General features: G+C 38.5%; 25 protein-coding genes and 1 riboswitch. Of the genes, 10 read left to right on the top strand and 15 right to left on the bottom strand.

Annotated elements, in window-relative coordinates:
* Nucleotides 1-122: 122 nt before the first annotated feature.
* The 3 genes from L3V42_RS16655 to L3V42_RS16645 are packed head-to-tail and all read right to left on the bottom strand — an operon-like array spanning nucleotide 123 to nucleotide 1,425.
* Nucleotides 123-287, bottom strand: a complete 165-nt coding sequence (locus L3V42_RS16655; protein WP_238472515.1) for a hypothetical protein — start codon at nucleotides 285-287, stop codon at nucleotides 123-125.
* Nucleotides 284-1,189: an ABC transporter ATP-binding protein gene (locus tag L3V42_RS16650; RefSeq protein WP_238472511.1), complete on the bottom strand. Its 906-nt coding sequence runs from the start codon at nucleotides 1,187-1,189 to the stop codon at nucleotides 284-286. Before L3V42_RS16650 ends, L3V42_RS16655 begins: the two co-directional genes overlap by 4 nt.
* Entirely contained in the window at nucleotides 1,186-1,425 is a 240-nt protein-coding gene (locus L3V42_RS16645; protein ID WP_235761443.1) for a PLD nuclease N-terminal domain-containing protein, read from the bottom strand. The genes L3V42_RS16650 and L3V42_RS16645 overlap by 4 nt, the downstream gene beginning before the upstream one ends.
* Nucleotides 1,426-1,603: 178 nt before the next feature.
* Between L3V42_RS16645 and L3V42_RS16640 the strand changes: the two genes are divergently transcribed.
* Nucleotides 1,604-2,146: a helix-turn-helix domain-containing protein gene (locus L3V42_RS16640; RefSeq protein WP_235761444.1), complete on the top strand. Its 543-nt coding sequence runs from the start codon at nucleotides 1,604-1,606 to the stop codon at nucleotides 2,144-2,146.
* A 715-nt stretch (nucleotides 2,147-2,861) separates the two neighbouring features.
* On the opposite strand, the gene ptsG is transcribed toward L3V42_RS16640, so the two are convergent.
* From ptsG to L3V42_RS16625, 3 genes are all read right to left on the bottom strand, one after another.
* On the bottom strand, nucleotides 2,862-4,889 hold the full coding sequence (gene ptsG / locus L3V42_RS16635) for a glucose-specific PTS transporter subunit IIBC (protein WP_238472510.1): 2,028 nt from the start codon (nucleotides 4,887-4,889) through the stop codon (nucleotides 2,862-2,864).
* Between the two features lie 172 nt (nucleotides 4,890-5,061).
* Nucleotides 5,062-5,901, bottom strand: a complete 840-nt coding sequence (gene glcT, locus L3V42_RS16630) for a glucose PTS transporter transcription antiterminator GlcT (RefSeq protein WP_255770509.1) — start codon at nucleotides 5,899-5,901, stop codon at nucleotides 5,062-5,064.
* Between the two features lie 269 nt (nucleotides 5,902-6,170).
* Nucleotides 6,171-6,719: a DUF420 domain-containing protein gene (locus tag L3V42_RS16625; RefSeq protein ID WP_235761446.1), complete on the bottom strand. Its 549-nt coding sequence runs from the start codon at nucleotides 6,717-6,719 to the stop codon at nucleotides 6,171-6,173.
* A gap of 429 nt (nucleotides 6,720-7,148) precedes the next feature.
* Between L3V42_RS16625 and L3V42_RS16620 the strand changes: the two genes are divergently transcribed.
* Together L3V42_RS16620 and L3V42_RS16615 are read left to right on the top strand one after the other, a co-directional pair.
* Nucleotides 7,149-7,922 (top strand): hypothetical protein, encoded by a 774-nt coding sequence (locus tag L3V42_RS16620; protein WP_235761447.1) that lies wholly within the window; start codon nucleotides 7,149-7,151, stop codon nucleotides 7,920-7,922.
* Entirely contained in the window at nucleotides 7,922-8,794 is an 873-nt protein-coding gene (locus tag L3V42_RS16615; RefSeq protein WP_238472509.1) for a DUF3307 domain-containing protein, read from the top strand. Before L3V42_RS16620 ends, L3V42_RS16615 begins: the two co-directional genes overlap by 1 nt.
* A 183-nt stretch (nucleotides 8,795-8,977) precedes the next feature.
* On the opposite strand, the gene L3V42_RS16610 is transcribed toward L3V42_RS16615, so the two are convergent.
* From L3V42_RS16610 to L3V42_RS16590, 5 genes are all read right to left on the bottom strand, one after another.
* Entirely contained in the window at nucleotides 8,978-9,193 is a 216-nt protein-coding gene (locus L3V42_RS16610) for a hypothetical protein (RefSeq protein ID WP_238472508.1), read from the bottom strand.
* A complete protein-coding gene (locus L3V42_RS16605) occupies nucleotides 9,190-9,423 on the bottom strand; it encodes a hypothetical protein (protein WP_238472507.1) in 234 nt (77 codons plus the stop codon). Before L3V42_RS16605 ends, L3V42_RS16610 begins: the two co-directional genes overlap by 4 nt.
* A gap of 304 nt (nucleotides 9,424-9,727) precedes the next feature.
* Nucleotides 9,728-9,934, bottom strand: a complete 207-nt coding sequence (copZ, locus tag L3V42_RS16600; protein ID WP_238472514.1) for a copper chaperone CopZ — start codon at nucleotides 9,932-9,934, stop codon at nucleotides 9,728-9,730.
* A 75-nt stretch (nucleotides 9,935-10,009) separates the two neighbouring features.
* Entirely contained in the window at nucleotides 10,010-12,394 is a 2,385-nt protein-coding gene (locus tag L3V42_RS16595; RefSeq protein WP_238472506.1) for a heavy metal translocating P-type ATPase, read from the bottom strand.
* Nucleotides 12,395-12,406: 12 nt separating this feature from the next.
* Entirely contained in the window at nucleotides 12,407-12,709 is a 303-nt protein-coding gene (locus L3V42_RS16590; RefSeq protein ID WP_235761451.1) for a metal-sensing transcriptional repressor, read from the bottom strand.
* Between the two features lie 244 nt (nucleotides 12,710-12,953).
* Between L3V42_RS16590 and L3V42_RS16585 the strand changes: the two genes are divergently transcribed.
* The 6 genes from L3V42_RS16585 (at nucleotide 12,954) to thiE (ending at nucleotide 19,041) form a co-directional block, all read left to right on the top strand.
* Complete coding sequence (locus tag L3V42_RS16585; protein WP_238472504.1) at nucleotides 12,954-14,456, top strand: spore germination protein; 1,503 nt, start codon at nucleotides 12,954-12,956, stop codon at nucleotides 14,454-14,456.
* Between the two features lie 9 nt (nucleotides 14,457-14,465).
* Nucleotides 14,466-15,575, top strand: coding sequence for a GerAB/ArcD/ProY family transporter (locus L3V42_RS16580; RefSeq protein ID WP_238472503.1), 1,110 nt, complete (start codon nucleotides 14,466-14,468; stop codon nucleotides 15,573-15,575).
* Nucleotides 15,576-16,724 (top strand): Ger(x)C family spore germination protein, encoded by a 1,149-nt coding sequence (locus L3V42_RS16575; RefSeq protein ID WP_238472502.1) that lies wholly within the window; start codon nucleotides 15,576-15,578, stop codon nucleotides 16,722-16,724.
* Nucleotides 16,725-16,866: 142 nt separating this feature from the next.
* Nucleotides 16,867-16,972: riboswitch (TPP riboswitch) on the top strand.
* A gap of 89 nt (nucleotides 16,973-17,061) precedes the next feature.
* Nucleotides 17,062-17,547, top strand: coding sequence for an energy coupling factor transporter S component ThiW (gene thiW, locus L3V42_RS16570; protein ID WP_238472501.1), 486 nt, complete (start codon nucleotides 17,062-17,064; stop codon nucleotides 17,545-17,547).
* A 43-nt stretch (nucleotides 17,548-17,590) separates the two neighbouring features.
* Nucleotides 17,591-18,415 (top strand): bifunctional hydroxymethylpyrimidine kinase/phosphomethylpyrimidine kinase, encoded by an 825-nt coding sequence (gene thiD / locus L3V42_RS16565; RefSeq protein ID WP_238472500.1) that lies wholly within the window; start codon nucleotides 17,591-17,593, stop codon nucleotides 18,413-18,415.
* 2 nt (nucleotides 18,416-18,417) lie between these two features.
* Nucleotides 18,418-19,041, top strand: coding sequence for a thiamine phosphate synthase (thiE, locus tag L3V42_RS16560; RefSeq protein ID WP_235761457.1), 624 nt, complete (start codon nucleotides 18,418-18,420; stop codon nucleotides 19,039-19,041).
* A 77-nt stretch (nucleotides 19,042-19,118) separates the two neighbouring features.
* Here thiE and L3V42_RS16555 read toward each other — a convergent pair whose 3' ends face one another.
* Genes L3V42_RS16555 through L3V42_RS16540 form a run of 4 tightly spaced genes read right to left on the bottom strand, consistent with a single transcriptional unit; the run spans nucleotide 19,119 to nucleotide 22,955 of the window.
* Entirely contained in the window at nucleotides 19,119-20,129 is a 1,011-nt protein-coding gene (locus L3V42_RS16555) for an ABC transporter ATP-binding protein (protein ID WP_235761458.1), read from the bottom strand.
* A complete protein-coding gene (locus L3V42_RS16550; RefSeq protein ID WP_235761459.1) occupies nucleotides 20,110-21,132 on the bottom strand; it encodes an ABC transporter ATP-binding protein in 1,023 nt (340 codons plus the stop codon). Before L3V42_RS16550 ends, L3V42_RS16555 begins: the two co-directional genes overlap by 20 nt.
* A gap of 29 nt (nucleotides 21,133-21,161) precedes the next feature.
* Nucleotides 21,162-22,082, bottom strand: a complete 921-nt coding sequence (locus tag L3V42_RS16545) for an ABC transporter permease (RefSeq protein ID WP_235761460.1) — start codon at nucleotides 22,080-22,082, stop codon at nucleotides 21,162-21,164.
* Nucleotides 22,083-22,097: 15 nt separating this feature from the next.
* On the bottom strand, nucleotides 22,098-22,955 hold the full coding sequence (locus L3V42_RS16540; RefSeq protein WP_238472513.1) for an ABC transporter permease: 858 nt from the start codon (nucleotides 22,953-22,955) through the stop codon (nucleotides 22,098-22,100).
* 431 nt (nucleotides 22,956-23,386) lie between these two features.
* On the opposite strand from L3V42_RS16540, the gene L3V42_RS16535 reads away from it, so the two are divergent.
* Complete coding sequence (locus L3V42_RS16535) at nucleotides 23,387-25,012, top strand: glutathione ABC transporter substrate-binding protein (protein WP_235761462.1); 1,626 nt, start codon at nucleotides 23,387-23,389, stop codon at nucleotides 25,010-25,012.
* The last annotated feature ends 1 nt before the right edge of the window (nucleotide 25,013 follow it).

The following is a 25,013-nucleotide window of genomic DNA, read 5'->3' as shown; positions in this document are numbered from 1 at the left end:
CCCTTCGACATACTCCGATTTAAGTATACCGAAAGGGATATGGAATTAGTAAACCGTTTAGTCTTAATTGGTGAAAACTGTTTACTCTTATTTGTGGAAAACTGTTGAGTCTAGTTTAGCAGTTACACCTGTCCTCCACCAAGCATTTCTAAGATGGAGGGCATGTAATAACTAACAACGGGTTGAGTGATACCTAAGAAAATAAAGACAAGTGGAAACCAAACAAGCTTGATTTCACGTACTAATTGAATAAGTTCTTTCTTTACTAACACGGTAAACTGATTCATTTGTCCACCACCAACTTCAAGAATATTTCCTCAAGAGATTCACTATCTATTTTAAACTGAACAAGGTTTACATTATTTTTTAAAGCATTCTTCAGTAACATATCCTTGTTTAAACCAATATTATCCACTTCCACTTTGACTCTATTTCCAGTTAAATCCACATTCTTCACATAATCAAACGTTCCAATCTCCCTTACCCAATCTTTCACCTTTTCAGTAATTTCAAAGTAAAGTTTATCTTTATTATTTCTTTTTAATAGGTCAATCATTGTCGCATCTTCTATTTTCCTCCCATCTTTTATAATGACAAATCTTTCGCATATTTCTTCTGCATCCCCCAATATATGAGTCGATAATAGAATCGTTGTTTCTTCCTTAATTTCATTAATAATGTTTAATACTTCTCTTCTGCCAATGGGATCCAAAGATGATACGGGTTCATCCATTAATATTAAAGAAGGCTTATGTAATAAAGCCTGAGCAATACCGAGCCTTTGTTTCATTCCACCAGAAAACGTTCCAACCTTAGAATTCTCTTCTCCACTTAAACCTACTTTTGATAAAACCCATGGAATCCCCCTTTCCAAATCATTTTTTCCAATATCAGATAATCTTCCCATAAAGTTTAGCGTTTCATTGGCAGTCATCCATGGGAAAAAATTAGGGTACTGCGGCAAATAACCAATTTCCTTTTTCATTTTCGAAATGTTTTTCCCGTTTAGTAATACTTCTCCTTGATCAGGGTTCATAATATCTGAAATAAGTTTTATGAGGGTCGATTTTCCTGCTCCATTTGGACCTGCTAAAGCAACACATTCACCACTTTGAATCTCCATCGAAAAATGATTAACTGCTGTTTTAGTTTTAAATGACTTTGTGACATTTTTAATTTCTAGCTTCATCTTCCACCACTTTCCTTTCTTCCGATAACAAAGTACAATATCGAACCAATTGTATTAGCAAAAATAATAATAAGTGCCCACATTAAAACATTTTCTCTTCTTTCACGATGTCTATAAAGATCAATCAGCGCAGTTAAAACTAAAATGAGTCCAATCGCCACTATTGGTAAAATAATGGGAAGAAAAGCCACGATATCAAATTCACTTAAATCGTCTAGTCCATAATGTAATTTCATGAGTAGTCACTCCCTTATTCATTATCATTATCAATAATAATAACACAAAGTATAAAATAATACATCAATTTTTTAAAAATTATTGTTTTTTTTTCATTATTAATTATAATAATAGTTACTATACTATTTCTTAACAAGAGTATTCTTACTTAGATAAATCTATAGGAGAGATAAACCAATGACGAATAAAGTTGACATATTAATGCATCCAGTTCGAATAAAAATTTCTCAAGTTTTAATGAGGAACAAGGAAAATGGGTTAAGTCCACGGGAAATGCTTAAAAGTATTAAAGATGTTCCACAAGCAACACTTTATCGGCACATACAAGTATTGTTAGATGCTGGGATTATACGAGTTTTAAAGGAAAAAAAGGTCAGATCTGTATCTGAAAAGTATTATATATTAAATGCAGAGCAGGCACGCCTGAGCAGTGATGATTGGAAAAAAGCATCCTTAGATGAAAAAATAAACTACTATTCTTACTACCAATTATCACTGTTAAATCAATATAAAACCTATTTAACCAACTTAGAAAACGATAATTCTGAAGATGGTTCCACATTCTCAATCGTAGAATTAAATCTGGATGATGATAAATTCAAGGACTTTCAAGTGGAACTTAACAATCTGATGCTGAAATATTACAATGATACAAGTAAAAACAGTGAAAAACATGTACCAATTCGAACAATCGGTGTGACTATTATTCCGGATTCTTAAAATAATGAAGCAGCATATGAGCGAAAATTCATTTAAACATTGCTGGTGCATGACAATCAAGCATTTTATACAGTTAATATGTCCCATCTAAATATCATACGCTTAATAACTTTTACGAACTATAGATTGGCGGATTTCCATATGACCCGCCAATCAATGTAATTGTAAGAGGGTATTATCTAGAAATCTCACATCCTCTCAAATTTATCGCTTACTTTTTTGTGAACATATCCATTTAAATTTTTTCCCACTTCACCTCTTTTGTTCGTTATAAAGTGTATAACCCCCGATATTTTTCTCATATTAATTTTAATTGTTCATTAAATAGAACGACATAAGAACGGGCAATAGCTTAAATAAAACAAAGATACTAGAACAAAATGACAAGTTTACAAGTGATGACTCTTTGTTGATAGAATTTCTCAGTGAATTGATCGTTGCCTCTTAACCAGTAAGTTAGAATGGAATTATAATGTATAACGTGATTATTAAAAGGAATGTAGTACAAAATTCGGATTGTAAAAGCTTACAGCGGTAATCAAGTGCTAAATAAACCATTTATCTAATTACAAGTTGGAATGCTTTAAAATAATCGGAAGTGGTGATCTGCACCCTAAAGCAGTTATCCCCCAGCCTTCGCTTATCTTCCAATGCGTGCAAAAAACCCCGCTTTGTTATCTAATACAAAGCGGGGTTACCATACATGTTTTACATATTACTGGATCTTAATAATTTCTTCGTCACCAATTTCTACATTACCTTGTTTCGTTAAGCTGACAGTTTCACCTTCTTTTAAGTTTGTAAAAATGATTGGTGTCATAATCGATGGTGCATTTTCTTTTACATAACTTAAATCAACATTTAATAAAGGCTGTCCTACTTTGACTTCATCATCTTGCGCCACAAGTGCTTCAAAGCCCTCACCTTCCAATTTCACCGTATCGATTCCAAAGTGAATCAATATTTCACGGCCAGACTCTGATTCAATGCCAATTGCATGTTTGGTTGGGAAGAGGTTAACAATTTTCCCGTTCACAGGTGAAACGATTGTCCCATGTGTTGGTAGAATTGCAAAACCATCACCCATCATTTTTCCTGCAAATACAGGGTCAGGTACGTCTGTAATTGGTTTGATTTCACCCGTCATTGGGGAAACAAATGAATCATCCTGTACCGAGTTATTCGAGCTAGTCTCTGTTATCTTTTGTTCTTCTTCTACTTGTGGCGTTTTACCTGCCATAATATCTTGCATTTGACCTTTAATTATCTCTGAACGCGGACCGAAGATAGCTTGTATGTTCTCTCCAACTTCTAATACACCAGAAGCACCAAGCTTTTTCAAGCGATCTTTGTCGACTTCACTTTGATTGTTAACAGATACGCGAAGTCTTGTAATACAAGCATCTAAATGGGCAATGTTCTCTTTTCCACCCATTGCTTCAAGTACCTGGGCAGGTACACTATTTTGATCAATAGCAGTACCTTCATTCCCGTCTTCACCATTAACCGCTTCACGTCCAGGTGTCTTCAGATTAAACTTTTGAATCATAAAACGGAAAATGACATAATAAATCACTGCAAACACAAGACCTGCAATAACCGCTAACCACCAAGGTTCCTGACCTGGCAAGATTCCAAATAGTAAGAAGTCTATTCCCCCGCCAGAGAAAGTGTAACCAATATTTACACTAAGGTATGTCATAAGCATAAAGGACAGTCCATCCAGGATTGCATGGATTAGAAACAGGATTGGTGATAAGAACATAAATGAAAATTCAAGTGGTTCTGTGATTCCCGTTAGGAATGAAGTTAACGCACCAGAAGCAAGTAATCCGGCAACGAGTTTCTTTCTTTCCGGGCGTGCTGTATGATACATTGCTAACGCTGCAGCTGGAAGTCCAAACATCATAATCGGGAATTCACCAGCCATGAAATTACCAGCTGTTATTTCAACACCATCTCTTAGCTGGGCAAAGAAAATAGTCATATCTCCTCTAACTATCTCTCCAGCAGCCGTTGTATAGCTTCCAAATTCATACCAGAATGGCGCATGGAATATATGATGCAAACCAAATGGAATCAATAAACGCTTAATAAAACCAAACGCAAAAACGGCGAGATATGTTCCTTCTTCAATTAACCAAAGGGACGCGCTGTTCATTGCTTCTTGAACAGGTGGCCAAACTAGCAACATCAGCAAACCTGCAATGAATGAAAAGGCTGCTGTCATAATCGGAACGAATCGTTTACCAGCAAAGAATCCTAAGAAAGACGGCATCTCTATATCATGATAGCGATTATAAGCATAAGCAGCTATTAAACCGATTATAATCCCGCCAAAAACTCCTGTTTGTAATGTCGGGATTCCGAGAACACTAGCAAATCCCGGTTCTGATGCAACCTTGTCGGCAGATAGCCCTAACCATGATCCCATCACCTGGTTCATTACGAGATATCCAACTAACGCAGCAAGTGCAGCTGCACCGTCACCTGCTAGTCCAATTGCAACACCGACCGCGAAGATAAGTGCCAGGTTAGCAAATATAATATCACCTGCGTCCTCCATCACCCGAGCACTTAATTGTATCCAATCCGCATCAAGAAACGGCAAAAGCTGTAACATTGCATCCTGTTGCGCGGCATTTCCTAGCCCTAACAGTAAACCAGCTGCTGGCAGCATCGCCACCGGAAGCATCAATGCTTTACCAAGCTTCTGTAAAACACCAAAAAACTTTTTCCACATTTTCTTACTCCTCCAATATTTTTTTAATCGAAGCTAATAAAAACGAAATAAAAAAACAGGCATAAGTTTAGAAGACATTGAAAAGAAGCATGGAGATTCCCCATGTTAAGTCTCTTCAATTATCTTTCATACTTATGCCTGCCTAATCCAGTAACACGTACAGATATAATTGCTATTCATATTTTTTTAAACGTTGAAGATGCATCGTTAAATAAACCGCTTCTGCATCATATACCTTTTTCTTCAAAAATTCTTGCATAACTTTTATTAGCTTCCAAGCTAGATTATAGCATAATGGATATTCATATTTCAACAGCTGGGCAATTTTTTCTGGTTCTTGCACTTTTTCCCCTTGCACAACACGTTCAATCGTAAACCGCAAATGTCGGACAAGCCGCATATAATCCAGGCTTTCCTTATCGAGCTCAAGTTCAAAGTCACTTTCAATAAAATGAATTAATTTTGTAACAAGCTGTGAATGTCTATTTACCTCTCCTAGCTCTTTATTCATTAACGCACTATGTATGTGAAGTGTGATGAATCCAATTTCATCTTTCGGTAAGTAAATGCCTGTCTTTTCCCCAATTATTTCCACTGCATCTTTTGCTAATCCCTGCTCAAAGGGATAAAGAGTGACCGTTTCAGTTAAAAATGGATTAACAATTGTATGTCCACTTCGAACCCGCTCCATCGCAAGTAAAAGGTGGTCTGTTAAACCGATATGGATATGTTCATTTAACTTGCCTGACACTCGTTCACTAATATGGCCAATCGCTTCGATAATCGCACTTTGCCATGCTTCATCAATTTGCGGCAGCAGCTTTTTATATTGTTCTTGTTCTTTTTCATTTTTTAAAACAAATAGTTTTTCCGCTTGTGCTGCTGAGAGGGAATCCCCCTCTTTTCGATTAAAGCCAATTCCTTTCCCTATTACAATGACCTCTCCCTCATCAGGATGTTCAGCCATGACGACATTATTATTTAGAGCTTTAACGATTGTTATCGCTGCCAATGTATTTCCTCCTAAAAACGTACCGTATCTTGCAGTAAGATCCTTGCTGTTTTAATTTTGCCTGCCGATCAACCATAATAATTTACGCCCTTCTATTATATATAATTACAATCAATGAAAGTCAACTTAATACTTTATTTCAAGCAAGTTTTTGATGTGTATAGTTGTAATTACTGAAGTAAACTATCCAGAGTTTCTATTTCTTAACATAAAAATAGGAAACCAGAAAAAATGGTTTCCCTATCTTATAAATATGAGATTACCTATGCTTAATAATATGGTGATATCATTAAATAGACCAATACTCCAGTAAGGCTCACATATAACCAGAGTGGCATTGTCCAGCGTGCAATTTTCTTATGCTTTTCCACTTGCATATTCAAACCTCTGCCAAGTGTGATCAGAGCAAGCGGCACGATTAAGGCAGCAAGTATAATGTGCGTGATGAGTATAAAATAATAAATGTACATCAGCAGGCCATCTCCGCCGTAACTAGTAGATGCAGCCATTGAGTGATACGTTAAATATGAGATACAGAATAAAAAGGTCGTTGCAAAAGCAGCGATGATGAATCTGCGATGTAATGTAATGTTTTTCTTTTTAATCATAACTAACGCAATCAATAAAAAGATAAAGGTAAAGCTGTTGAATATAGCATTCAGCATCGGCAATACCGTTAATTCGATTCCCCATATTGTACCACCTGGGATTTCCGGCAAGAAATATGTTGCCACTATAACTCCTACTACCACGATAGATAGTAACCAAATCAGCGGATTATAATTTCGCTGTTTAGCGTTGTTGATACCATTATTCATATGTTTTCTCCACTCCTATATAAAATCCCTTATAATAATCATAAGAAAAATAGTTGTAAAGAGCAATATAGAAAGTGGCTCGTTTGCTTTATAAACGGAAAATGTCATTTTTTAGACAAAATTCAAAGTCGATCGCCTTAATAAAAGAGGTGCGTTCTAGTTAAGAACAGTGCCTCTTTTATTCCCCTAGGCCTCACCTAAATAGACACTTAATATAGTCTTGTAATTCTTTACGTTAAAGTCAGAAAAACCTTAAATACTAGAAAACTGTGGAGGCTTGAAAGTAGGCTATTCTCCTTTTCAAGAAGCAGTTTTGTTAGAGTAAAAACTCTTACTTATACGGAGTTTGACTAAAGCATCGAACTCATGGTATGTTCGGTTATATAATCGAATTCATATACGATTAAGAGGAAAAGGAGCTGATTATTCATGGAAAATCAAGTTTCAGTATTCATCATGGATGTAAGCAATTCTTCTAAGGAAGACATTGGAAATGAATTGAGTGAATACCTCCAAGAGTTGCAGATTAGCATCGCTTACTGGACACAATATATTACAACAACAAAGGTTGCACACCGAGCTGGTGATGAATTAGTCGTTGTTAGTAATGGATTTGCATCTGCATATATACTCGCTTTCTATTTAAGTCGTATTTGGAAATACACAGACCATCCACCCTATTTCGGTCTCTCATTTGGCAATATCGAAGGGGAACTAAACAATCTAAACATCGAAACGTGGATTCACCCATTAATGAAACAAGCGAGATTAGCTAATGATTTCCTTAAAAATCAACAAAACAGAATGCAATTTCATTTTGAACTAGCTGGGGCCAAAGAGGCAAGTGGGTTCGAAGTTTATAGTAGCGAGTTCGCAACACTATTAAATACAAGTTTACTTTTACAACAAGAGCAAATAAACGAACAAACTGAGATACAGTCCCTCGTCTGTTCACTTTATTTAATGCTCGGCCAACAAAACAAAGTCAGCGAATATCTCGGCAGGACGAAGTCTACTATATCGAGTCATATGAAAAATGGCAAGACGGATGTCATTTTAGATACGTTTTATAATATTGTAGATGTGTTAAATTCATTGGAAATGGAACCGGTTGGTGATCGAACTGAGGAACTTCAACTCAATATTAGACAAAACGTAAACAACCGTTTACATGTATATTTACCTAAAGAAAGGAGAGTTTAATGGCTGTATTATTGCTGTTACTTGCCCACTTAATTGCTGATTTCTGGCTGCAGACAGATCAAATGGTTAAGGATAAACTAAAATACTTAAAGAAGCATTTTCTCCATCATTTACTGGTCTCGGGAATAGCGCTAGCCATTATCTGGGTCTATCTATTTGAATTTAAACATATCATTCACTATTTTGTTCTGCCCCTATCTTTTATTGTTATCACACACCTACTAATTGATTTACTGAAAATAAAACTAATAGACTCGATTAAGAGTACGAGAACAGATAATATGAAAAGAGTGGTTTTTTTCTTGATGGACCAAGTCTTACATGTGGTAATCATACTGTTATCCTGCACACTCTTCATTCACATTAGTATTCCGGATATGACTGCAAGTTTTAAAGAGTTATCTGGAACAAGTAGTTTACATCTTGTTAATACGGTTTTATTTATTATTATAGTTTATATTTTAGCCACAAGTGTCAGTGGACATATTGTGAAAAACATTGTTGGTTCATTGCCATCGGAATTTGCGAACTTTGAAGGAGAATTGACATTACGTAATAAAATGATTGATGGAATCGAGAGAGATCAACCAAAGACAGAAAATAGTTTTACCGGGGAATACCACTATTTCACCTACTCTTCCCCAACCCGCTCTCGTGGAAAGCTAATCGGCTATATTGAAAGATTACTTGTTATCGTCCTAACTGTAATAGGCGCATACCCGTCCATCGCTTTTATTATCGCCGCCAAATCCATCGCCCGCTTCAAACAGCTAGATGATCGCAATTGGGCGGAATATTTCTTGTTGGGTACTTTATCCTCTATCTTTCTTGGGTTAGTAATTGGTCTTATTGTTCAAGGTGTTCTTATGTAAGAAGCAAGAACCAACTAATATGTTTTTTAAAACTTTAAAAAGCAGTCCGAGTTAGACTTAGTAAAATATTACGACTCCTATGGATCATGCCCCTTACTGGGTTATACTCACAAAAAGTTTCGCTTCATCACTAAAATCATCAAGGGCTGCTTTTCAATTTAAGTTTAGTTTATGATATTGCTTTTATGTCAAGAGGTTTTCATTATTCTTTATTAGTAGCTTTTGCACCTTTCCAGCGATATAGTTTCTTAACAAGAAAAGTTCAGCTTCATCAAAAGGCCAGCTATCTTTTCCATCTGTACCTACAAAGTTATCATCTATAATTTCTTTAATCCTTTCTTTCAATTTAAAGATAAAGGTCTTTATTTCGGTAGCACACGATCTCCAATCATCACTCATTTTAAAACTCCTGACACTTTTTTACTAATTTTTACTAATTTGTCTCTATCCAATATTAGTTTATGGATTGCTCCAATTATTACATCCGGTCTATCGAGATGAATCATATGGCTTGACGTAGTTGCAAATATCAATTCACTGTTCTTGCTCAGTTTAGCTTGCTGCTTGATCAACTCTTGCCACTTCTCTTCCAATAAGCGTAATTCCGCTTCCGGTTCACCCTCCATCATTCCTTACCTGATGTTATACTCTTTATCCCGACCAATAACAACTAGAGGAATTTGTGGGAATTTCCCTAAGTTCTTAATCATATCAGCATCTTGTTTCCAATTATTTATTTCAGAATGCATCGTTCTATACATAAAAGGATTGGTATAAAAATCTAATAAAAGTTTTTGAAAGTGAAGTGATCAATTGAGGGGGCAGCAAATCATTAGTGGCTTCATCCCCTATATTGATAGGATTGATTTCCAAAGATTTTCTCTTCCTTATTAAAAAAAACTGGATTTCATTACCTGAAATCCAGCTTTTATATTATGCTATGTCGTATCCTTGATCTTCAATTGCTTCTTTCATAGCAGGTACATTTACTTTGGAGTCATCAAAAGTGACATCTACTTGACCGGCATCTAAATTGACTTCAGCGTCTGTTACGCCCTCCAATTTTTTCAACGCACCTTCTACTGACATTTTACAATGGCCACATGTCATGCCTTGTACGTTTAACGTTTCTTTCATAATCATTTTCACCTCCTTTAAATTGAGCTGTTTTATCGTCCGGGGTGAAGAAAAATCCCCACTGATTGAAGTTTCACTTTATAATTTCACTCTCTTCAAGCGAAGTGAATTCGTAACAACACTTACGGAACTTAAAGCCATTGCGGCTCCCGCAATCCATGGAGCAAGCAGACCGATTGCTGCAATTGGGATTCCGGCAGTATTATATCCGAATGCCCAGAATAGGTTTTGTCTGATGTTTTTAATCGTTTTATGGCTGATCTTGATCGCTTTAGGGATGAGCAATAGCTCTCCTCCCAGAATTGTTACGTCAGCGGCTTCAATAGCCACTTCAGTTCCCGTTCCAATCGCAATTCCGATATCAGCTACAGCAAGCGCTGGAGCGTCATTAATTCCGTCTCCAACCATCGCTACCTTCTTATCTTCAGCTTGAAGTTCTTCTATCTTCTCAGCCTTTTCTTCCGGTAACACTTGAGCGATGACCTTGCTGATGCCTACTTGTTTAGCTATTGCTTCAGCAGTTCGTTCGTTATCTCCTGTAAGCATGATAACTTCCAGTCCCTGGTTTTTCAGCTCTTTAATTGCATCTTTGGCAGTTTCTTTAACGGTATCCGCAACCGCAACAATACCACGGTATACACCATTGACTGCAATTAACATCGCTGTTTTGCCTTCGTTTTCCAATTGCACCATTTCTTGATCTGCATTCTTGATTTCAACTTGATTATCCTGCATCAGCTTTCGGTTACCAACAAGGATTTCTTGTTTGGAAATAACGGTTTTTATACCGTGCCCCGGTATTGCTGTGAAATCATCTACATTAAGAAATTCAATATCATTTTCTGTAGCATAGGCAACGATAGCTTCTGCAAGTGGATGTTCAGAACCTTTTTCCGCACTTGCAAGCAGCTGTAATGTTTCCGTGTCACCTGTAAAGTTCGTAACTTCTGGTTTTCCTTTTGTAATGGTTCCTGTTTTATCTAAGACGATTGCATTTAGTTCATGTGTACGTTCGAGATGTTCTCCACCTTTAAAGAGAATTCCACTCTCAGCTGCTTTCCCTGTTCCAACCATAATGGAAGTTGGTGTCGCAAGGCCTAAAGCACATGGGCAAGCAATAACGAGAACAGCGATAGAAGCAATCAAAGCCGGTTCAACTTGACCGGGCTGGACAAACAGCATCCAAATGGAAAACGTCAATATTGCTATGACGACGACAATCGGTACAAAATAACCGGAAATAACGTCTGCGAGACGCTGAATTGGAGCTTTTGATCCTTGTGCATCCTCTACTACTTTAACGATTGATGCAAGCGCCGTATCCTTACCTACTTTGGTGGCTTCCATTTCGATCGTACCATTTTTATTGATTGTTGCCCCGATAACGTCAGCATCTATTCCTTTTTCAATCGGGATAGATTCTCCGGTAATCATTGATTCGTCAACAGAGGTTCGTCCTTTTACTACGGTACCATCCACGGGTATCTTCTCTCCGGGCTTTACAACTAAACGATCACCAACTGTGACTTCTTCCACTGGAATCATTGTTTCGACTCCATCTCTCAGTACACGAGCCTCTTTTGCCTGCAGATTAAGCAAGGAAGAGAGTGCGTTCGTCGTCTGACTCTTCGCCCGAGCTTCCAAATATTTACCGAACAGAATGAGCGTAATAATCACCGCACTTGTTTCAAAATATAAATGCGGTTCATACGCTGGATTACCGATTGTGCTGATACCTTCATATAAACTATAGAAATAAGCAGCACTTGTACCTAAAGCAACCAGTACATCCATGTTTGCTCCGCCACTTCTCAAGCTTCTATAGGCTCCGGTGTAAAATTGCCAGCCGATGATGAATTGAACGGGTGTAGCGATTGCAAATTGAAACCACGGATTCATGAAGATTGCCGGGATTGTCATATTGAATAAATGGACGAACATTGTGATAAGCAATGGTGCTGTAAGTACTGCTGAAATAATCAGCTTTGTCTTCATGCTTTTGAGTACTTTTTCTTTATGACTTTGTTTCTCTTCTGCTTCCGCTTTCGGTTTAGCGTCGTAACCTAAATTTTTAACTTTTCCGATTAGAGCATCGGTATCGACCAAGGCTGGGTTATATTCAACAACCGCTGTTTCCGTTGATAAATTAACTGTCGCAAGCTTCACTCCGTCTTGTTTATTCAATATTTTTTCAATTCGATTGGAGCAGGCTGCACAGGTCATCCCGAATACGTCCAGCTCTGTTTTATCAGTCAGAACACCGTAACCGATATTCTCGATTTTTTTCGTAATATCTTCTATCGACGTCTTATCTGCATCATAATCAAGTGTTGCCTTTTCCGTCGTTAAATTAACCTGTGCCTCTACCCCATCCATCTTGTTCAATACCTTTTCAACACGGTTGGAACAAGCCGCGCAGGTCATGCCTGTTATGCCAATGGTTGCATGATTTCTCTCCCTCATGGTCATTCCTCCTTACTTGGAAAATTGCTTTAAGACACCCATTAATTCCTCAATCGTTTCTTTTCCTTCACCTTGCTGGATTGCATCTGTGACGCAATGATTAATATGTCGTTCTGTAACAGCGAAGCCTACATTTTTCAGGGCGGACTGGATTGCACTAATTTGCACTAAAATATCCATACAATAGCGATCTTCCTCCACCATTTTTTGCACGCCGCGTACTTGACCTTCGATACGCTTTAAGCGATTAATAACCTTATCTATTTCATTCTGTGTTCTTGGTTTTCTTGGGTGATCATGTAAAAACTTATCCAAATGAATCACATCCTTTTCCTTTTCTAACCACATCATACCCCCGTATGGTATGGTTGTCAAATGAAAATTATACTTGTTTTAAATTAACGTGTTATACGTTTCTCCTTCAATCGCTCGTTTTATCGTAGTTTATGCCTCCACCATATTCGTATTAAGTTTTTTGATTAAAGATAAGAAAATATAGGATAAATTCAGTTGACTTATCCATACTAAAAAAGACTAGCTAGACAGATGGAGGTCACGTATGCGCCCTGTAAAGAAAAAAGCAAATCAAGTAGATTTTCCGCTTTCTATAGATGGATTGAAAAACAAACTGGAAACAGAGATTCTTAATAGTCAGGATCTAAGTTTCACGGTTTATAAACAAGAAAATAAGCAGATTGCTGTTTTTTACATCCCCTATCTCGTTGATCTCGCTAAAATCGAGCAACAGGTGTTAAGTAAACTATTGGATGTGCAGATAGATTGGACAATGGATTCGATATTAAGTGAGATACCGCTTTCTTCAGGTGAAGCGTTTTACGATGTCAAGACGATTATAGATAAACTTATTAATGGTTACATTGGCCTTTATGGCGAATATGAAAATGCGATTATTATGTACGAAATTGACAAGGCAGAAAAACGTCAACTGGAAAAAGCTGAAACCGAATCGATGGTCATCGGTCCACAGATTGCCTTTACGGAATCACTTACGAGTAATATGAATGTCATCAACTGGCGAATGAATACACCAGACCTTGCAATGGAAAAAGTTGAAGTCGGAAAAAGAAATCCCAAAGAAACAAGAATAATATATCTAAAATCTGTCGCAAATGAAACTGACGTTAATACAATGAGACAACGATTAACAGATCTTGATGTCGATATGATTGAAGACATTCAAATGCTTAAACAATTTATTTTGGATTCCTCCACTTCTGTTTTCCCGCAATTTGTAGCCTCAGAATTGGTGGATCGTTCCATGTATGCAATAAAACAAGGGAAAATTATTGTTCTTGTTGAAGATAGTCCTTCAGCCTTTATCGCACCTTCTACACTGTTTAGTTTCTTTGAATCCACAGAAGACCGTTATTTACATTGGGGATTAAGTACGTTTGTTCGCTTTCTCCGTTTTCTTGCAGCATTTGTTACTTTATTGTTAACACCGATGTATGTCGTTGCAACTACATATCACTATGAACTCATTCCATCCCAGCTCTTAATTTCACTTGGTGAGTCTCGGGCTATCGTGCCTTTTCCACCCCTCATCGAAGTACTCCTGATTGAACTCGTAATTGAACTATTACGGGAAGCTGGAGCAAGGCTGCCCACTAAAGTTGGACAGACAATTGGTATTGTTGGTGGTGTGGTTGTTGGGACTGCTGCGGTCCAAGCTGGAATTACAAGCAATATCCTGATTATCTTAGTAACCATGAGTGCTTTAGCATCCTATGCAACACCTAGTTATGTCATGGGTAATACAATTCGATTTGTTCGTTTCCCATTGTTTATTCTTGCAGGTTTTTATGGAATTATCGGGCTGATGTTTGGTATTTGTTTGTTAGTCATCCATTTAGTCCGTTTAGAGTCATTAGGCAGACCTTATCTCTCACCACTTTATCCACTCCGGCTTGCAGATTTTAACAAGGCCTTTTTCCGTCTGCCAGAGCAAATGCAAAATGACCGATTTTTATCGTATCGACTAAAAGATAAACAATTATTTAATAAAGAGGAAGCTACGGAAAGAAGAGATATTGATGAGTAGGGATTATAAATGAAAGTTAATCTTCAGATACCAAAAGGGGAACAATTCCGTTCTTTCTATATGTTTTTTATTATCGCCTCCATGCAGCTTGGAGTTGGATTGATTGGAATTCCAAGAATTCTTTATTTGAAAGCTGGACATGATTCATGGATTTCGATTCTCCTTGCCTATCTATATATTGCCTTGCTCCTTTTTGTCATGTTATATATTTTAAGGCAATATGAAAACACGGATATTCTCGGTGTCCAGACCGATCTATTTGGCAGTTTTATTTCGAAAGTGCTCGGAACGGTGTACATCGTTTATTTTATATTTTATATTTTATCAACACTTGTAACCTATATCCAAATTATCAAGGTATTTGTTTTACCGGATAGTAATGTCCTCGTGCTGGGAGGTATGCTCCTTATCATTGCTGTATATACGGTATTTGGTGGCTTAAAAGCAGTGATCGGTGTTACCTTTCTCTTTTTTATATTCTCGACTTGGCTATTTCTTTTATTAATTGAACCCGTACAACAAATGGACTTTCTCAATTTCCTGCCTGTGATGGACCGAGGGGTAACAGATATATTACGAGGAACAGCTGCTACATCTTATACATTTACAGGATTTGAAATCTTGTTTTTTATCTATCCCTTTGTAGCCAATAAGGAAAAGATTGGGAAGCCTGTTTTCTTAGGGCTATCCTATTTTACTTGCGTCGTCCTTCTTGCAACAAATATAGCAATCGGATTCTTAAGTCCAGTTCAATTGGAAAGAAGAATTTGGCCTGTATTGAATATATTTAAAATTCAAACTTCCCCCATCATTGAACGATTGGATTATGTTGCGATTGCGGAATGGATGATGGTTGCGATGCCAAGAGTTATTATTCTGATGTGGTGCATCACCTATATAGCAAAGCGCATTTATAATCTTCCGTCGAAAATTAGTGTTTATGCAAGTGCTAGTATCATTTTAATATTGATACCTTTTTTTAACGAGCATTTTAAAATCCAACATTTGATTGATAACGTTAGCATGGTATCTTATGGAATTGTCTATATTTATCCCTTCCTTCTATTGCCACTCGTTATTTTGAAGAAAAAAATAAGGAAAAATAAGGAGGGAAAATAAATGCGAGCAGTAAAATTATTACCGTTTTTTATACTTATCGTACTTCTGCAGGCTTGTCTGGAAACGAGGCAAATCGAGGAGTCGGCAATCATCAATACACGTGGAGTGGACCTGATAGATGAAGGGGAAAAACGAATGATTGAAACGACAATCATTCCCTATATTTTTGATCCGCATGCCCCGGATATGACAAGTCTGTTGATTGGGAGGGGGCATACGATTAAAGAGGCTCGCATTGAAGCTGAAAAACAATCACCGTACCCATTAGTTCCTGGAAAAATCAGTATAGAATTTTACGGAAAAGAGGCAGCTGAATCAGGTATTCTTCCCTTCCTGAACACACTAGTTCGTGATGCAACTGTTTCTGACATCATGCAGCTAGCCGTAACGAATCAAACTGCAAAGGAACTTCTCGAAGTAGAGCAAGAAAGTGTAAAATTAAATCGGACGGAGTATTTGGAAGACTTAATGAAAAAAGAAGTGAAAAAGGGTACATTGCCGCGGAATACCTTGGAGTTTTTCACACGATTAGTGCAACAAGTTGGTATTGATCCGATTCTTCCAGTAATAGATGTAGTAAACGGTAAACCCACACTGACTAGTGCAGCTGTATTTCGAGAAGACCGGTATGTTGGTAGCATATCCATAAAAGAATCATTTATGGCTAATCTTTTGAGACAACGTATGGGTGGAGCTCCACTTGATGTAGGTGTACCTCTTGAAAATTATTTGGACGAGATTGCTTATCAAGGAGAAGCGACAGAAATGGAAGATACGATATTTCTTTCTTTAATGCTTAATACAGGTAAAGGAAAAATAAAAATTGTCGACGCTAGTTCCTTAACGTTTAAGGCAGATATTACGATGAAACTGGAATTATTAGAAACCTCGATCCCGATGAATATTAAATCAGAAGATACTTCTCGGAGATTCGAACGTGATATAGAGAAATATTTTGTAAGGGAGTACGAAAAACTATTCGCAAAGCTTCAAGAGGTGAACTCCGATGTATTAGGTCTTGGCAGAAGGTATATTGCTTCAAGAAAAGGAAGTAAAACAACGGACAAGGAATGGATGGAAAAATACCAAGATGCCAGTATGGAATTTGATATTGATGTGACAATTATAAACTTTGGAGCGATTGATTAATAAAACGGACAGGCAAAACCCTAATGGGTTAGCTGTCCGTCTATTTTTGATTACAGTGTACGCACTGAAACCGAGCTAACCATTTTCAAAACATGTGACATTTATGAAAACTTTTGCTATGCTAGATTCGAACGAATTATTATGAAACTACTAGGGGTGCCCTAACTGGGCTGAGAGGAAAGTGTTTTTCCGACTCTTATCGACCTGATCTGGTTAGTGCCAGCGTAGGGAAGTAGTGAGATTTATTCTCATAACTATTTTCTTGTGAAGCCAGGTCTCATCATGACCTGGCTTTTTTAATTGGTTGATTCTCCCCTTCAAGATTGGAGGTCAAAGTATGAATAAAACACGTCTCATCACAACGATGGCCGTTTTTGTTACAATTGGAACAATCAGCGCACAATTAATCTGGTTTCCTGCTGGTATTGCCCGTGCTTATCCGGTCCAGCATGCCATTAATGTCATGGCCGCTGTCACGCTGGGACCCGGTCCAGCAGTCGTGATTGCCTTCATGATTAGTCTATTACGCAATATGCTCGGGCTTGGAACTTTATTAGCCTTCCCTGGTGCAATGGTCGGCGCTTTTCTGGCAGGGTTCCTGTATAAGAAAACGAAGAAGAAACCACTCGCAGCATTAGGCGAAGGAATTGGCAGCGGTGTTATCGGTGCGTTGTTTGCAGTACCATTTGCTTATGTGTTTATGAGTTCGTCCGCCGGTGCATTTGCTTTCATTCCCCCATTCCTTGTGAGCAGTATATCCGGAGCAATTCTAGGACTGCTCGTTGTATCTAAGGTTCATAACAAAGGAATAATCAAAAATTAAGCATTATGTTGCTTGAAAACAAAATGAAAAAGGAGAATAATCAATGAAAAATGTTGCATGTGCTCTAACTATAGCGGGTACGGATCCGAGCGGCGGTGCTGGAATTCACGCCGATTTGAAAACATTCCAGGAATTGAAAACTTACGGGATGTCGGTCATCACTTCCATCGTGTCGCAAAATACGACAGGTGTTCAAGCGGTTTCTCATGTCTCCTTTGATATGATTGAACAGCAATTGGACTCCATCCTCTCCGATATGCCCGTTCATGCCTTTAAAACTGGGATGATTGCCAACCAGGATATGATGGAATTGATTTATAAGAAGATTAAACATTTGGATGCACCATATGTTATGGATCCGGTCATGGTTGCTACAAGCGGTGACACATTGATTGAGCGTAATTCCCGTAATTATTTGCGGAAAAATCTGCTTCCGCTTACAACGATTGTAACTCCGAATATCCCGGAAACGGAATATCTAACAGGTGAAAAAATTGAAACAGATGATGACATGAAACAAGCAGCGGAAATGCTAGTGCGAAATTTCGGGGCGAAAGCAGCGCTAGTTAAAGGTGGTCACCGCGAAGGCGATGCGGTTGATTTCCTTTATGATGGTTCTAAGATTCATCGCTTTTCAGCTCCAAGAATAAATACAAAAAACACGCATGGAACAGGCTGTACTTATGCAGCAGCAATAACTGCTTATTTAAGCCAAGGCCTTCCTCTTTATGATGCTGTCAACCAGGCGAAAGAATATGTAACACTAGCAATTAAATATTCCTTGGACCTCGGAGCTGGAAGCGGCCCAACCAATCATTGGGCACCACGAATCGAAACAAGTAATTTAACGACAAACGAGGTGAAATAACGATGTCATCATTTAATCCATCACGATTAAGAAAATATTTCATTATGGGAAGTCAAAATGTTGAAGGAAATCCTGTTACTGTTCTAGAGCAAGCGGTGCAAGCTGGAATCACGATTTTTCAATTTCGGGAAAAGGGACCAGGCTCCCTTTCAGGAGATAGCAAATTGAAGTTAGGAGAAGAATTGCGGACAGTTTGTAGAGTGAATCAAATCCCCTTTATTGTTAATGATGATGTCGCACTAGTGGATAAATTAGATGCAGACGGGATACATGTAGGGCAAGATGATCAATCGGTGAAAGAATTACGTGAGATGTTTCCTGAGAAAATCATCGGACTATCCGTTTCCAATCAGAATGAATTAAATAATAGTCCGCTAGAATATGTTAATTATATAGGTGCTGGCCCGGTGTTCCCTACTACAACGAAAGTGGATGCGAAGTCCACTGTCGACTTGGATTGGATTCGCTTCTTACGTAAAAAATTCCCTAAGTTTCCGGTAGTAGGAATCGGTGGGATTGACACAACAAATGCGAAGAGAGTATTAGAAGCTGGAGCTGATGGCGTTTCTTTTATATCCGCTGTAACGAAAGCGGAAAATATTAAAGAAGCTGTGAATAAATTATAATGTTCTTCTCACTCATTTTCTAAAAATGAGATAAAAAATCAGGGATCCTAATAATAATGGAATCCCTGATTTTTCATCTAACTTTGCACTGCCATTTCACCTGAATGTATCTTCTCAATATGGTGACAAGCTGCGCGGTGACCTTCTTTCATATGATCGAGATTTCTAAGCTCCGGAACTTTCGTACGGCAAATTTCCGTAGCAAATGGACATCTCGTATGGAACCGGCAACCTTGTGGCGGATCGATTGGTGAAGGCACGTCGCCTTTTAATACGATACGTTCTTTCTTTTTCTCTGGATCTGGAATCGGAATTGCCGATAATAATGCTTTTGTATATGGGTGCTGCGGATTTTCAAATAAAGATTTCTTATCCGCAATTTCCACAATTTTCCCTAAATACATCACGATAATTCGGTCTGATATATGACGAACCACTCCTAGGTCGTGAGCGATGAACAGATAAGTTAGATTGAATTCTCGCTGCAATCTTCGCAATAAGTTCAGGACTTGCGCTTGGATTGATACGTCTAGAGCAGATACCGCTTCATCCGCAATAATTAGCTTCGGATCGACGGATAATGCTCGGGCAATTCCAACTCGCTGCCGCTGGCCGCCAGAGAATTCGTGGGGGTAACGGTCAATCTGTTCCTTATTAAGTCCGACCGTTTCGATTAATTCGATGGCGCGTTTTCGTTGTTCACTTCTTGGAACAACTTTCTGGATCTGCATAGCTTCCATTAAAATTTGACCAACTGTTTGTCTTGGGTTTAGAGATGCGTATGGATCTTGGAAAATAACTTGCAGGTCCTTACGTTTTTCTCTCATTTCACGCTTATTTAATGCTAGAAGATCTTCTCCTTCAAAATGGATTTCACCATCTGTTGGTTCTTCCAAACGTAAAATCGCCCTTCCAGTTGTAGACTTTCCACAACCGGATTCTCCAACGACACTTAATGTCTCCCCTTCATAAATTTCGAAGGTTATATCATCAACTGCTTTTACATGGTTTACCGTTCTTCCAAGGAAACCACCTTTTACAGGGAAATACTGTTTTAAATTATTTACCTTAAGTAGTTCTTTCTTCATTTCTTACACTCACCTCCGGATCTCCGTCCCAGCGGTCACTGTAAATCCAGCAACGTACTTCAGAGCCGTCTTCTTTCCGATCAAGCTCAGGAAGTTCTGTTACACATAGCTCCGTAGCAAACGGGCATCTAGGCGCAAAACGGCAGCCCTTTGGCATATTCCGAACGCTTGGGACATTTCCTTTAATTGGTTCAAGCTCATCAACATCCACATCATGCCGCGGCATCGAATTCAACAAACCAACTGTATAAGGATGTTTTGGATTTTTAAATAATTCTTTCACTTCCTGATATTCAACAACCTGTCCACCATACATTACCGCTACATAGTCACATGTTTCTGCAACTACACCTAAGTCATGGGTAATCATAATTACGGACATGCCAAGCTCTTCCTGCAGATCATTGATCAGGTCAAGAATTTGCGCCTGAATGGTAACGTCGAGTGCTGTTGTTGGTTCGTCAGCAATCAGAAGCTTCGGATTACAAGCAAGTGCCATCGCAATCATTACCCGCTGACGCATTCCCCCAGATAATTCATGCGGATATTGCTTCATCCGTTGTTTTGGGGACGGGATTCCAACTAATTCCAGAAGTTCAACAACCCGCTTGTCTCCTTCTTTCTTATCCATGCCTTGGTGTACTTTCAATGCTTCATATATTTGTTTTCCAATCGTATATACAGGATTCAAAGAAGTCATTGGCTCTTGGAATATCATTGAAATATCATTTCCTCTGATATCACGGATTTCTCTTTCACTTAGCTTCGTGAGATCTTTTCCATTGAAGAGGATTTCTCCTCCGACAACTTTACCATTTTTGGCAATCAGACGGAGAATGGAAAGAGCAGTGATACTCTTACCTGAACCGGATTCTCCAACAATCCCTAAGGTCTTACCCTTAGGCAATTCGAAGGAAACACCATCAACTGCTTTTATTTCAAAGTCTTCATCAAAGAAGGAGGTTCTTAAATCGCTCACTTCTAATATGATTTCTTCTTTCATGTTTTCCACCTCTTTCTTAAATCAGTAGTCTAATCCATATCGATTCGTTTATTTAGGAACTTATACGAAATATCGACAAGCAGATTAATAAACACGAAGACTACCGCAATAACTAGTATTCCTGCCTGGACGACCGGAAAATCGCGTGCAAGAATTCGGTCGACAATCAATTTACCCATCCCATTAATAGAGAACACCGATTCCGTAAGAACCGCACCTGCCAGCAAACCACCGAACTGTAGTCCAATAACCGTTACAACTGGAATAAGTGCGTTTTTAAGAGCGTGGCGGTAAGTAATAACTCGTTCTTTCAACCCTTTCGCTCTTGCGGTACGGATATAATCCTGGGAAATGACATCGAGCATACTGGAACGTGTCATTCTCGCAATTACAGCTGCTCCCGATGTACCTAGTGTGATGACCGGTAATAAAATCTGCGAAGCGGAACCCCAACCGGTAGGCGGGAACCATCCCAGATTAATGGAGAACCATTGCATTAACATTAAACCAAGCCAGAAGTTCGGCATTGACAAACCGAAAAGCGCGATAAGCATCACGCTGACATCCGCCCAAGAATATTGTCTGACGGCAGATATAATACCAGCTGCCATCCCGAATACAATACTGAATATCATACTATAGATCGCCAACTCTAAGGTGACCCAAAACTTCGGCCAAAGTTCCGTACTCACTGGCAAACTCGTTCTCCATGAGTTACCAAAGTCGAATGTTGCTGCATCTTTCACGAAATGAAAGAACTGTACTGGTATTGGTTCATCCAATCCAAGTCTTTTTTCTATTTGTGCAACTGTTTCAGGTGTTGCACTTTCCCCCGCAATGATTTGCGCCGGGTTACCTGGTGTCAAATGCATAAGGGAAAACACGATAATCGTTACCCCTAGTAAAACTGGTATCAGTTGTAATAATCGACGTACGATAAATTTTACCATGATTACTTACCTCCCTTACTTCATTTTCGGATCTAAAGCGTCTCGTAATCCGTCTCCAAATACGTTAAACGCTAGAACAATAAGCATAATAAAAAGCCCTGGGAAAAATGCGATATGTCCCGCATCCCAAATAAAGTCACGTCCATCACTTAATAATGCTCCCAGCTCTGGAGAAGGCGGCTGTTCACCTAAACCAAGGAAGGAGAGCCCACTGGCTGATAGTACAGCACTTGCGATGAAAACACTGCCTTGCACGATAATCGGCGATAAAATGTTAGGGAGAATATGTAGGCTGATAATCCGAATGTCTGATGCTCCTAACGCCTTCATCGCGTCAATATACTCGAGGTTTTTAACCGAGAGCGTCGAACCTCTGACAATTCTGGCAAATGTTGGAACTGCGAACAACGCGATGGCAATAATAACGTTCTGTCTGCTTGCACCAAGAATACTAATTAAAGCTAATGCTAACAGAATACCTGGGAAAGCTAGGAGAATATCCATAAAACGCATAATAATTGTATCAATTCTTCCACCGTAATAACCGGAAATAATACCCAATAAAATGCCAACAATTCCGCCTAAAATAGTTGAAGCAACACCAATTATCATCGTAATGCCTAAACCATGAATAATTCTAGTGAAAATATCTCTTCCATGGTGATCGGTGCCAAACCAATGTTCTGCAGATGGACCTTCTAATTTCACAGCGTAATCTACTTGGCTGGGATCTGTTGTTGTGATATAAGGTCCAACGATGGCAACAATAATAAGAAATAAAATCAAGTATCCCCCAATTAATGCCGTTTTGTTCTTTGCAAGCCGCTTGTAAAATTCCTTAAAATTATTCCAAAAGAGCGAGCTTTCGTTGATTGCTCAGCTAGATACTCTTTGTCTTGTTGTGATTGCTGACTGGACATTCAAAAACCTCCTTTGTTACATGTTAATGTTTCACAATAAAAAAATTCTGACATGTAAAACACTAGTGTCCTTCTCCGACTTACTACTTACAATCAAACATTCAATTACTAGTTTTCAGACATTATAATTTTCGTATTCCTCACGATAATTTTCCTGGTAAAGGAAAATTATGAAAATCCACTCCCCTTTTCTATCTATTAATCTTACATATAGGATTATCACCATAAAAATAAGTATAAGATAAATTTTATTTTAAGTAAACAATTACTATGCAGAAGAAGTATAAACTTGCTTTTTATCAAAAAATATTCTAATATTAGAAAAGAATTATGCGAGTTTGCATAATTTAGGAAACATAAATATTTTAAGGGGGTATTAAGAGTATGAAGTCAAGAAAATTATGGTTTCTTGTGTCTCTCATTCTAGCAATGGGTCTAGTCCTAGCTGCTTGTGCGGGAGACGGCGAGCCGACTGAAGAGCCGGAAGATGATTCTGCGACTGAAGACGGTTCAGAAGAGACTGCAGAAGGTGGAGATGGTGGCGGTGACTTAGTCATTGCTATCGGAGCTGACGTTGTTTCCCTTTCTGCTCAAGGATCAAACGATGTTCCATCAAGTAACGTAGGTGAAAACATCTATGAAACATTAACAAGACTTGATGAGAACCAAGAACTACAGCCTGGTCTTGCAGAATCGTGGGAAGCAGTAGATGAGACCACTTGGGAATTTAAGCTACAAGAAGGTGTTACTTTCCATGATGGTGCAGAATTTAATGCAGAAGCAGTAAAAGCGAACTTTGATCGTTTAGTTGATGAAGATATTGCATCTCCTCGTGCATTCTTATTTGAGGCAGTAGAAAGTGTTGAAGTGGTAGATGATTATACACTTCGTATCAATCTAGAATATCCATACGCTCCTCTACTATCTAATTTGGCTCATAGTGGTACAGCTATCATGAGTCCAGATGTAATAGAAGAAGATTATGCACAACTGGAAGATGGCGGAGACGTTGATGCATACATCAACCAAAACCCGGCAGGTACAGGTCCTTTCAAATTTGACAGCTGGACACCTGGTGAAAGTGTTGTATTAACACGTAATGACGATTACTGGGGAGAAACAGCTAAACTGGATTCAGCTACATTTAAAGTTGTTACAGAGCAAAGCGCTCGTATTGCTGAACTTGAAACAGGAGTCAGCCATGTAGTTGACGCAATCGGACCGAATAACATTTCCCGTGTAGAAGGTGCGGATGGTGTAAGTGTTCTGCAAGAACCAAGTGTTTCCTTATCTTATATTGGCTTTAACGTTCAAAAAGAACCATTTGACGATGTAAGAGTTCGTCAAGCAATCTCAATGGCAATTAACAAACAAGAGATTATTGATGGTGTATATAATGGTATCGGAATCGAAGCTGTTGGACCTTTAGCTCCTCCAGTATTCGGTTATGATGAAAACGTAAGTGGTATTTCACATGATCTTGAAGGTGCTAAAGAACTATTAGCAGAAGCTGGATATGAAGATGGCTTCTCTACTACAATTTGGACAAACGATAGCGAGGAACGTGTTGACACGGCAATTGCTGTTCAAGCCCAATTGAAAGAAATCGGTATCGATGTTAAAATTGAAGAACTTGAGTGGGGTGCTTACCTCGAAAGAACAGCAAATGGCGAACATGACATGTTCATTCTTGGTTGGTCTGTTGTAACATCTGACGCTGACTATGGAATGTATCCATTATTCCACTCTTCTAATGTAGGTGAGCCAGGTAACCGTTCTTTCTTAGAAGATGAAGAACTGGATGGCGTTCTTGATGATGCACGTAGAGCAACTGAACCGGAGGATAGACAAGCACTTTACTCTGAAGCACAAGAGATGCTTGTAGAACTTGCTCCAATGCTTTATATTCACCACCAAGACTACCTATTTGGCGTTAGCGATAACGTAAAAGATTTCGCAGTCGATGCACAAGGTATTTATCAAATCAAACAAGCTTATATTGAAGAATAAG

Origin of the sequence: Oceanobacillus alkalisoli, assembly GCF_022213125.1 — a bacterium.
Classification (GTDB): domain Bacteria; phylum Bacillota; class Bacilli; order Bacillales; family Amphibacillaceae; genus Oceanobacillus; species Oceanobacillus alkalisoli.
This window is presented reverse-complemented; position numbering and strand designations above follow the sequence as displayed.

What these genes read in the sequence shown, in the direction of transcription:
- L3V42_RS16555 (WP_235761458.1), bottom strand. Translation starts at nt 20,129, where the DNA reads ATGAAGAAAGAACTACTTAAGGTAAATAATTTAAAACAGTATTTCCCT.
- ptsG (WP_238472510.1), bottom strand. Translation starts at nt 4,889, where the DNA reads ATGTGGAAAAAGTTTTTTGGTGTTTTACAGAAGCTTGGTAAAGCATTG.
- thiE (WP_235761457.1), top strand. Translation starts at nt 18,418, where the DNA reads ATGTCATCATTTAATCCATCACGATTAAGAAAATATTTCATTATGGGA.
- L3V42_RS16605 (WP_238472507.1), bottom strand. Translation starts at nt 9,423, where the DNA reads ATGATGGAGGGTGAACCGGAAGCGGAATTACGCTTATTGGAAGAGAAG.
- L3V42_RS16615 (WP_238472509.1), top strand. Translation starts at nt 7,922, where the DNA reads ATGGCTGTATTATTGCTGTTACTTGCCCACTTAATTGCTGATTTCTGG.
- L3V42_RS16585 (WP_238472504.1), top strand. Translation starts at nt 12,954, where the DNA reads ATGCGCCCTGTAAAGAAAAAAGCAAATCAAGTAGATTTTCCGCTTTCT.
- L3V42_RS16580 (WP_238472503.1), top strand. Translation starts at nt 14,466, where the DNA reads ATGAAAGTTAATCTTCAGATACCAAAAGGGGAACAATTCCGTTCTTTC.
- L3V42_RS16640 (WP_235761444.1), top strand. Translation starts at nt 1,604, where the DNA reads ATGACGAATAAAGTTGACATATTAATGCATCCAGTTCGAATAAAAATT.
- L3V42_RS16595 (WP_238472506.1), bottom strand. Translation starts at nt 12,394, where the DNA reads ATGAGGGAGAGAAATCATGCAACCATTGGCATAACAGGCATGACCTGC.
- thiD (WP_238472500.1), top strand. Translation starts at nt 17,591, where the DNA reads ATGAAAAATGTTGCATGTGCTCTAACTATAGCGGGTACGGATCCGAGC.
- thiW (WP_238472501.1), top strand. Translation starts at nt 17,062, where the DNA reads ATGAATAAAACACGTCTCATCACAACGATGGCCGTTTTTGTTACAATT.
- L3V42_RS16650 (WP_238472511.1), bottom strand. Translation starts at nt 1,189, where the DNA reads ATGAAGCTAGAAATTAAAAATGTCACAAAGTCATTTAAAACTAAAACA.
- L3V42_RS16550 (WP_235761459.1), bottom strand. Translation starts at nt 21,132, where the DNA reads ATGAAAGAAGAAATCATATTAGAAGTGAGCGATTTAAGAACCTCCTTC.
- L3V42_RS16610 (WP_238472508.1), bottom strand. Translation starts at nt 9,193, where the DNA reads ATGAGTGATGATTGGAGATCGTGTGCTACCGAAATAAAGACCTTTATC.
- L3V42_RS16645 (WP_235761443.1), bottom strand. Translation starts at nt 1,425, where the DNA reads ATGAAATTACATTATGGACTAGACGATTTAAGTGAATTTGATATCGTG.
- L3V42_RS16655 (WP_238472515.1), bottom strand. Translation starts at nt 287, where the DNA reads ATGAATCAGTTTACCGTGTTAGTAAAGAAAGAACTTATTCAATTAGTA.
- L3V42_RS16625 (WP_235761446.1), bottom strand. Translation starts at nt 6,719, where the DNA reads ATGAATAATGGTATCAACAACGCTAAACAGCGAAATTATAATCCGCTG.
- L3V42_RS16535 (WP_235761462.1), top strand. Translation starts at nt 23,387, where the DNA reads ATGAAGTCAAGAAAATTATGGTTTCTTGTGTCTCTCATTCTAGCAATG.
- L3V42_RS16545 (WP_235761460.1), bottom strand. Translation starts at nt 22,082, where the DNA reads ATGGTAAAATTTATCGTACGTCGATTATTACAACTGATACCAGTTTTA.
- L3V42_RS16620 (WP_235761447.1), top strand. Translation starts at nt 7,149, where the DNA reads ATGGAAAATCAAGTTTCAGTATTCATCATGGATGTAAGCAATTCTTCT.
- L3V42_RS16575 (WP_238472502.1), top strand. Translation starts at nt 15,576, where the DNA reads ATGCGAGCAGTAAAATTATTACCGTTTTTTATACTTATCGTACTTCTG.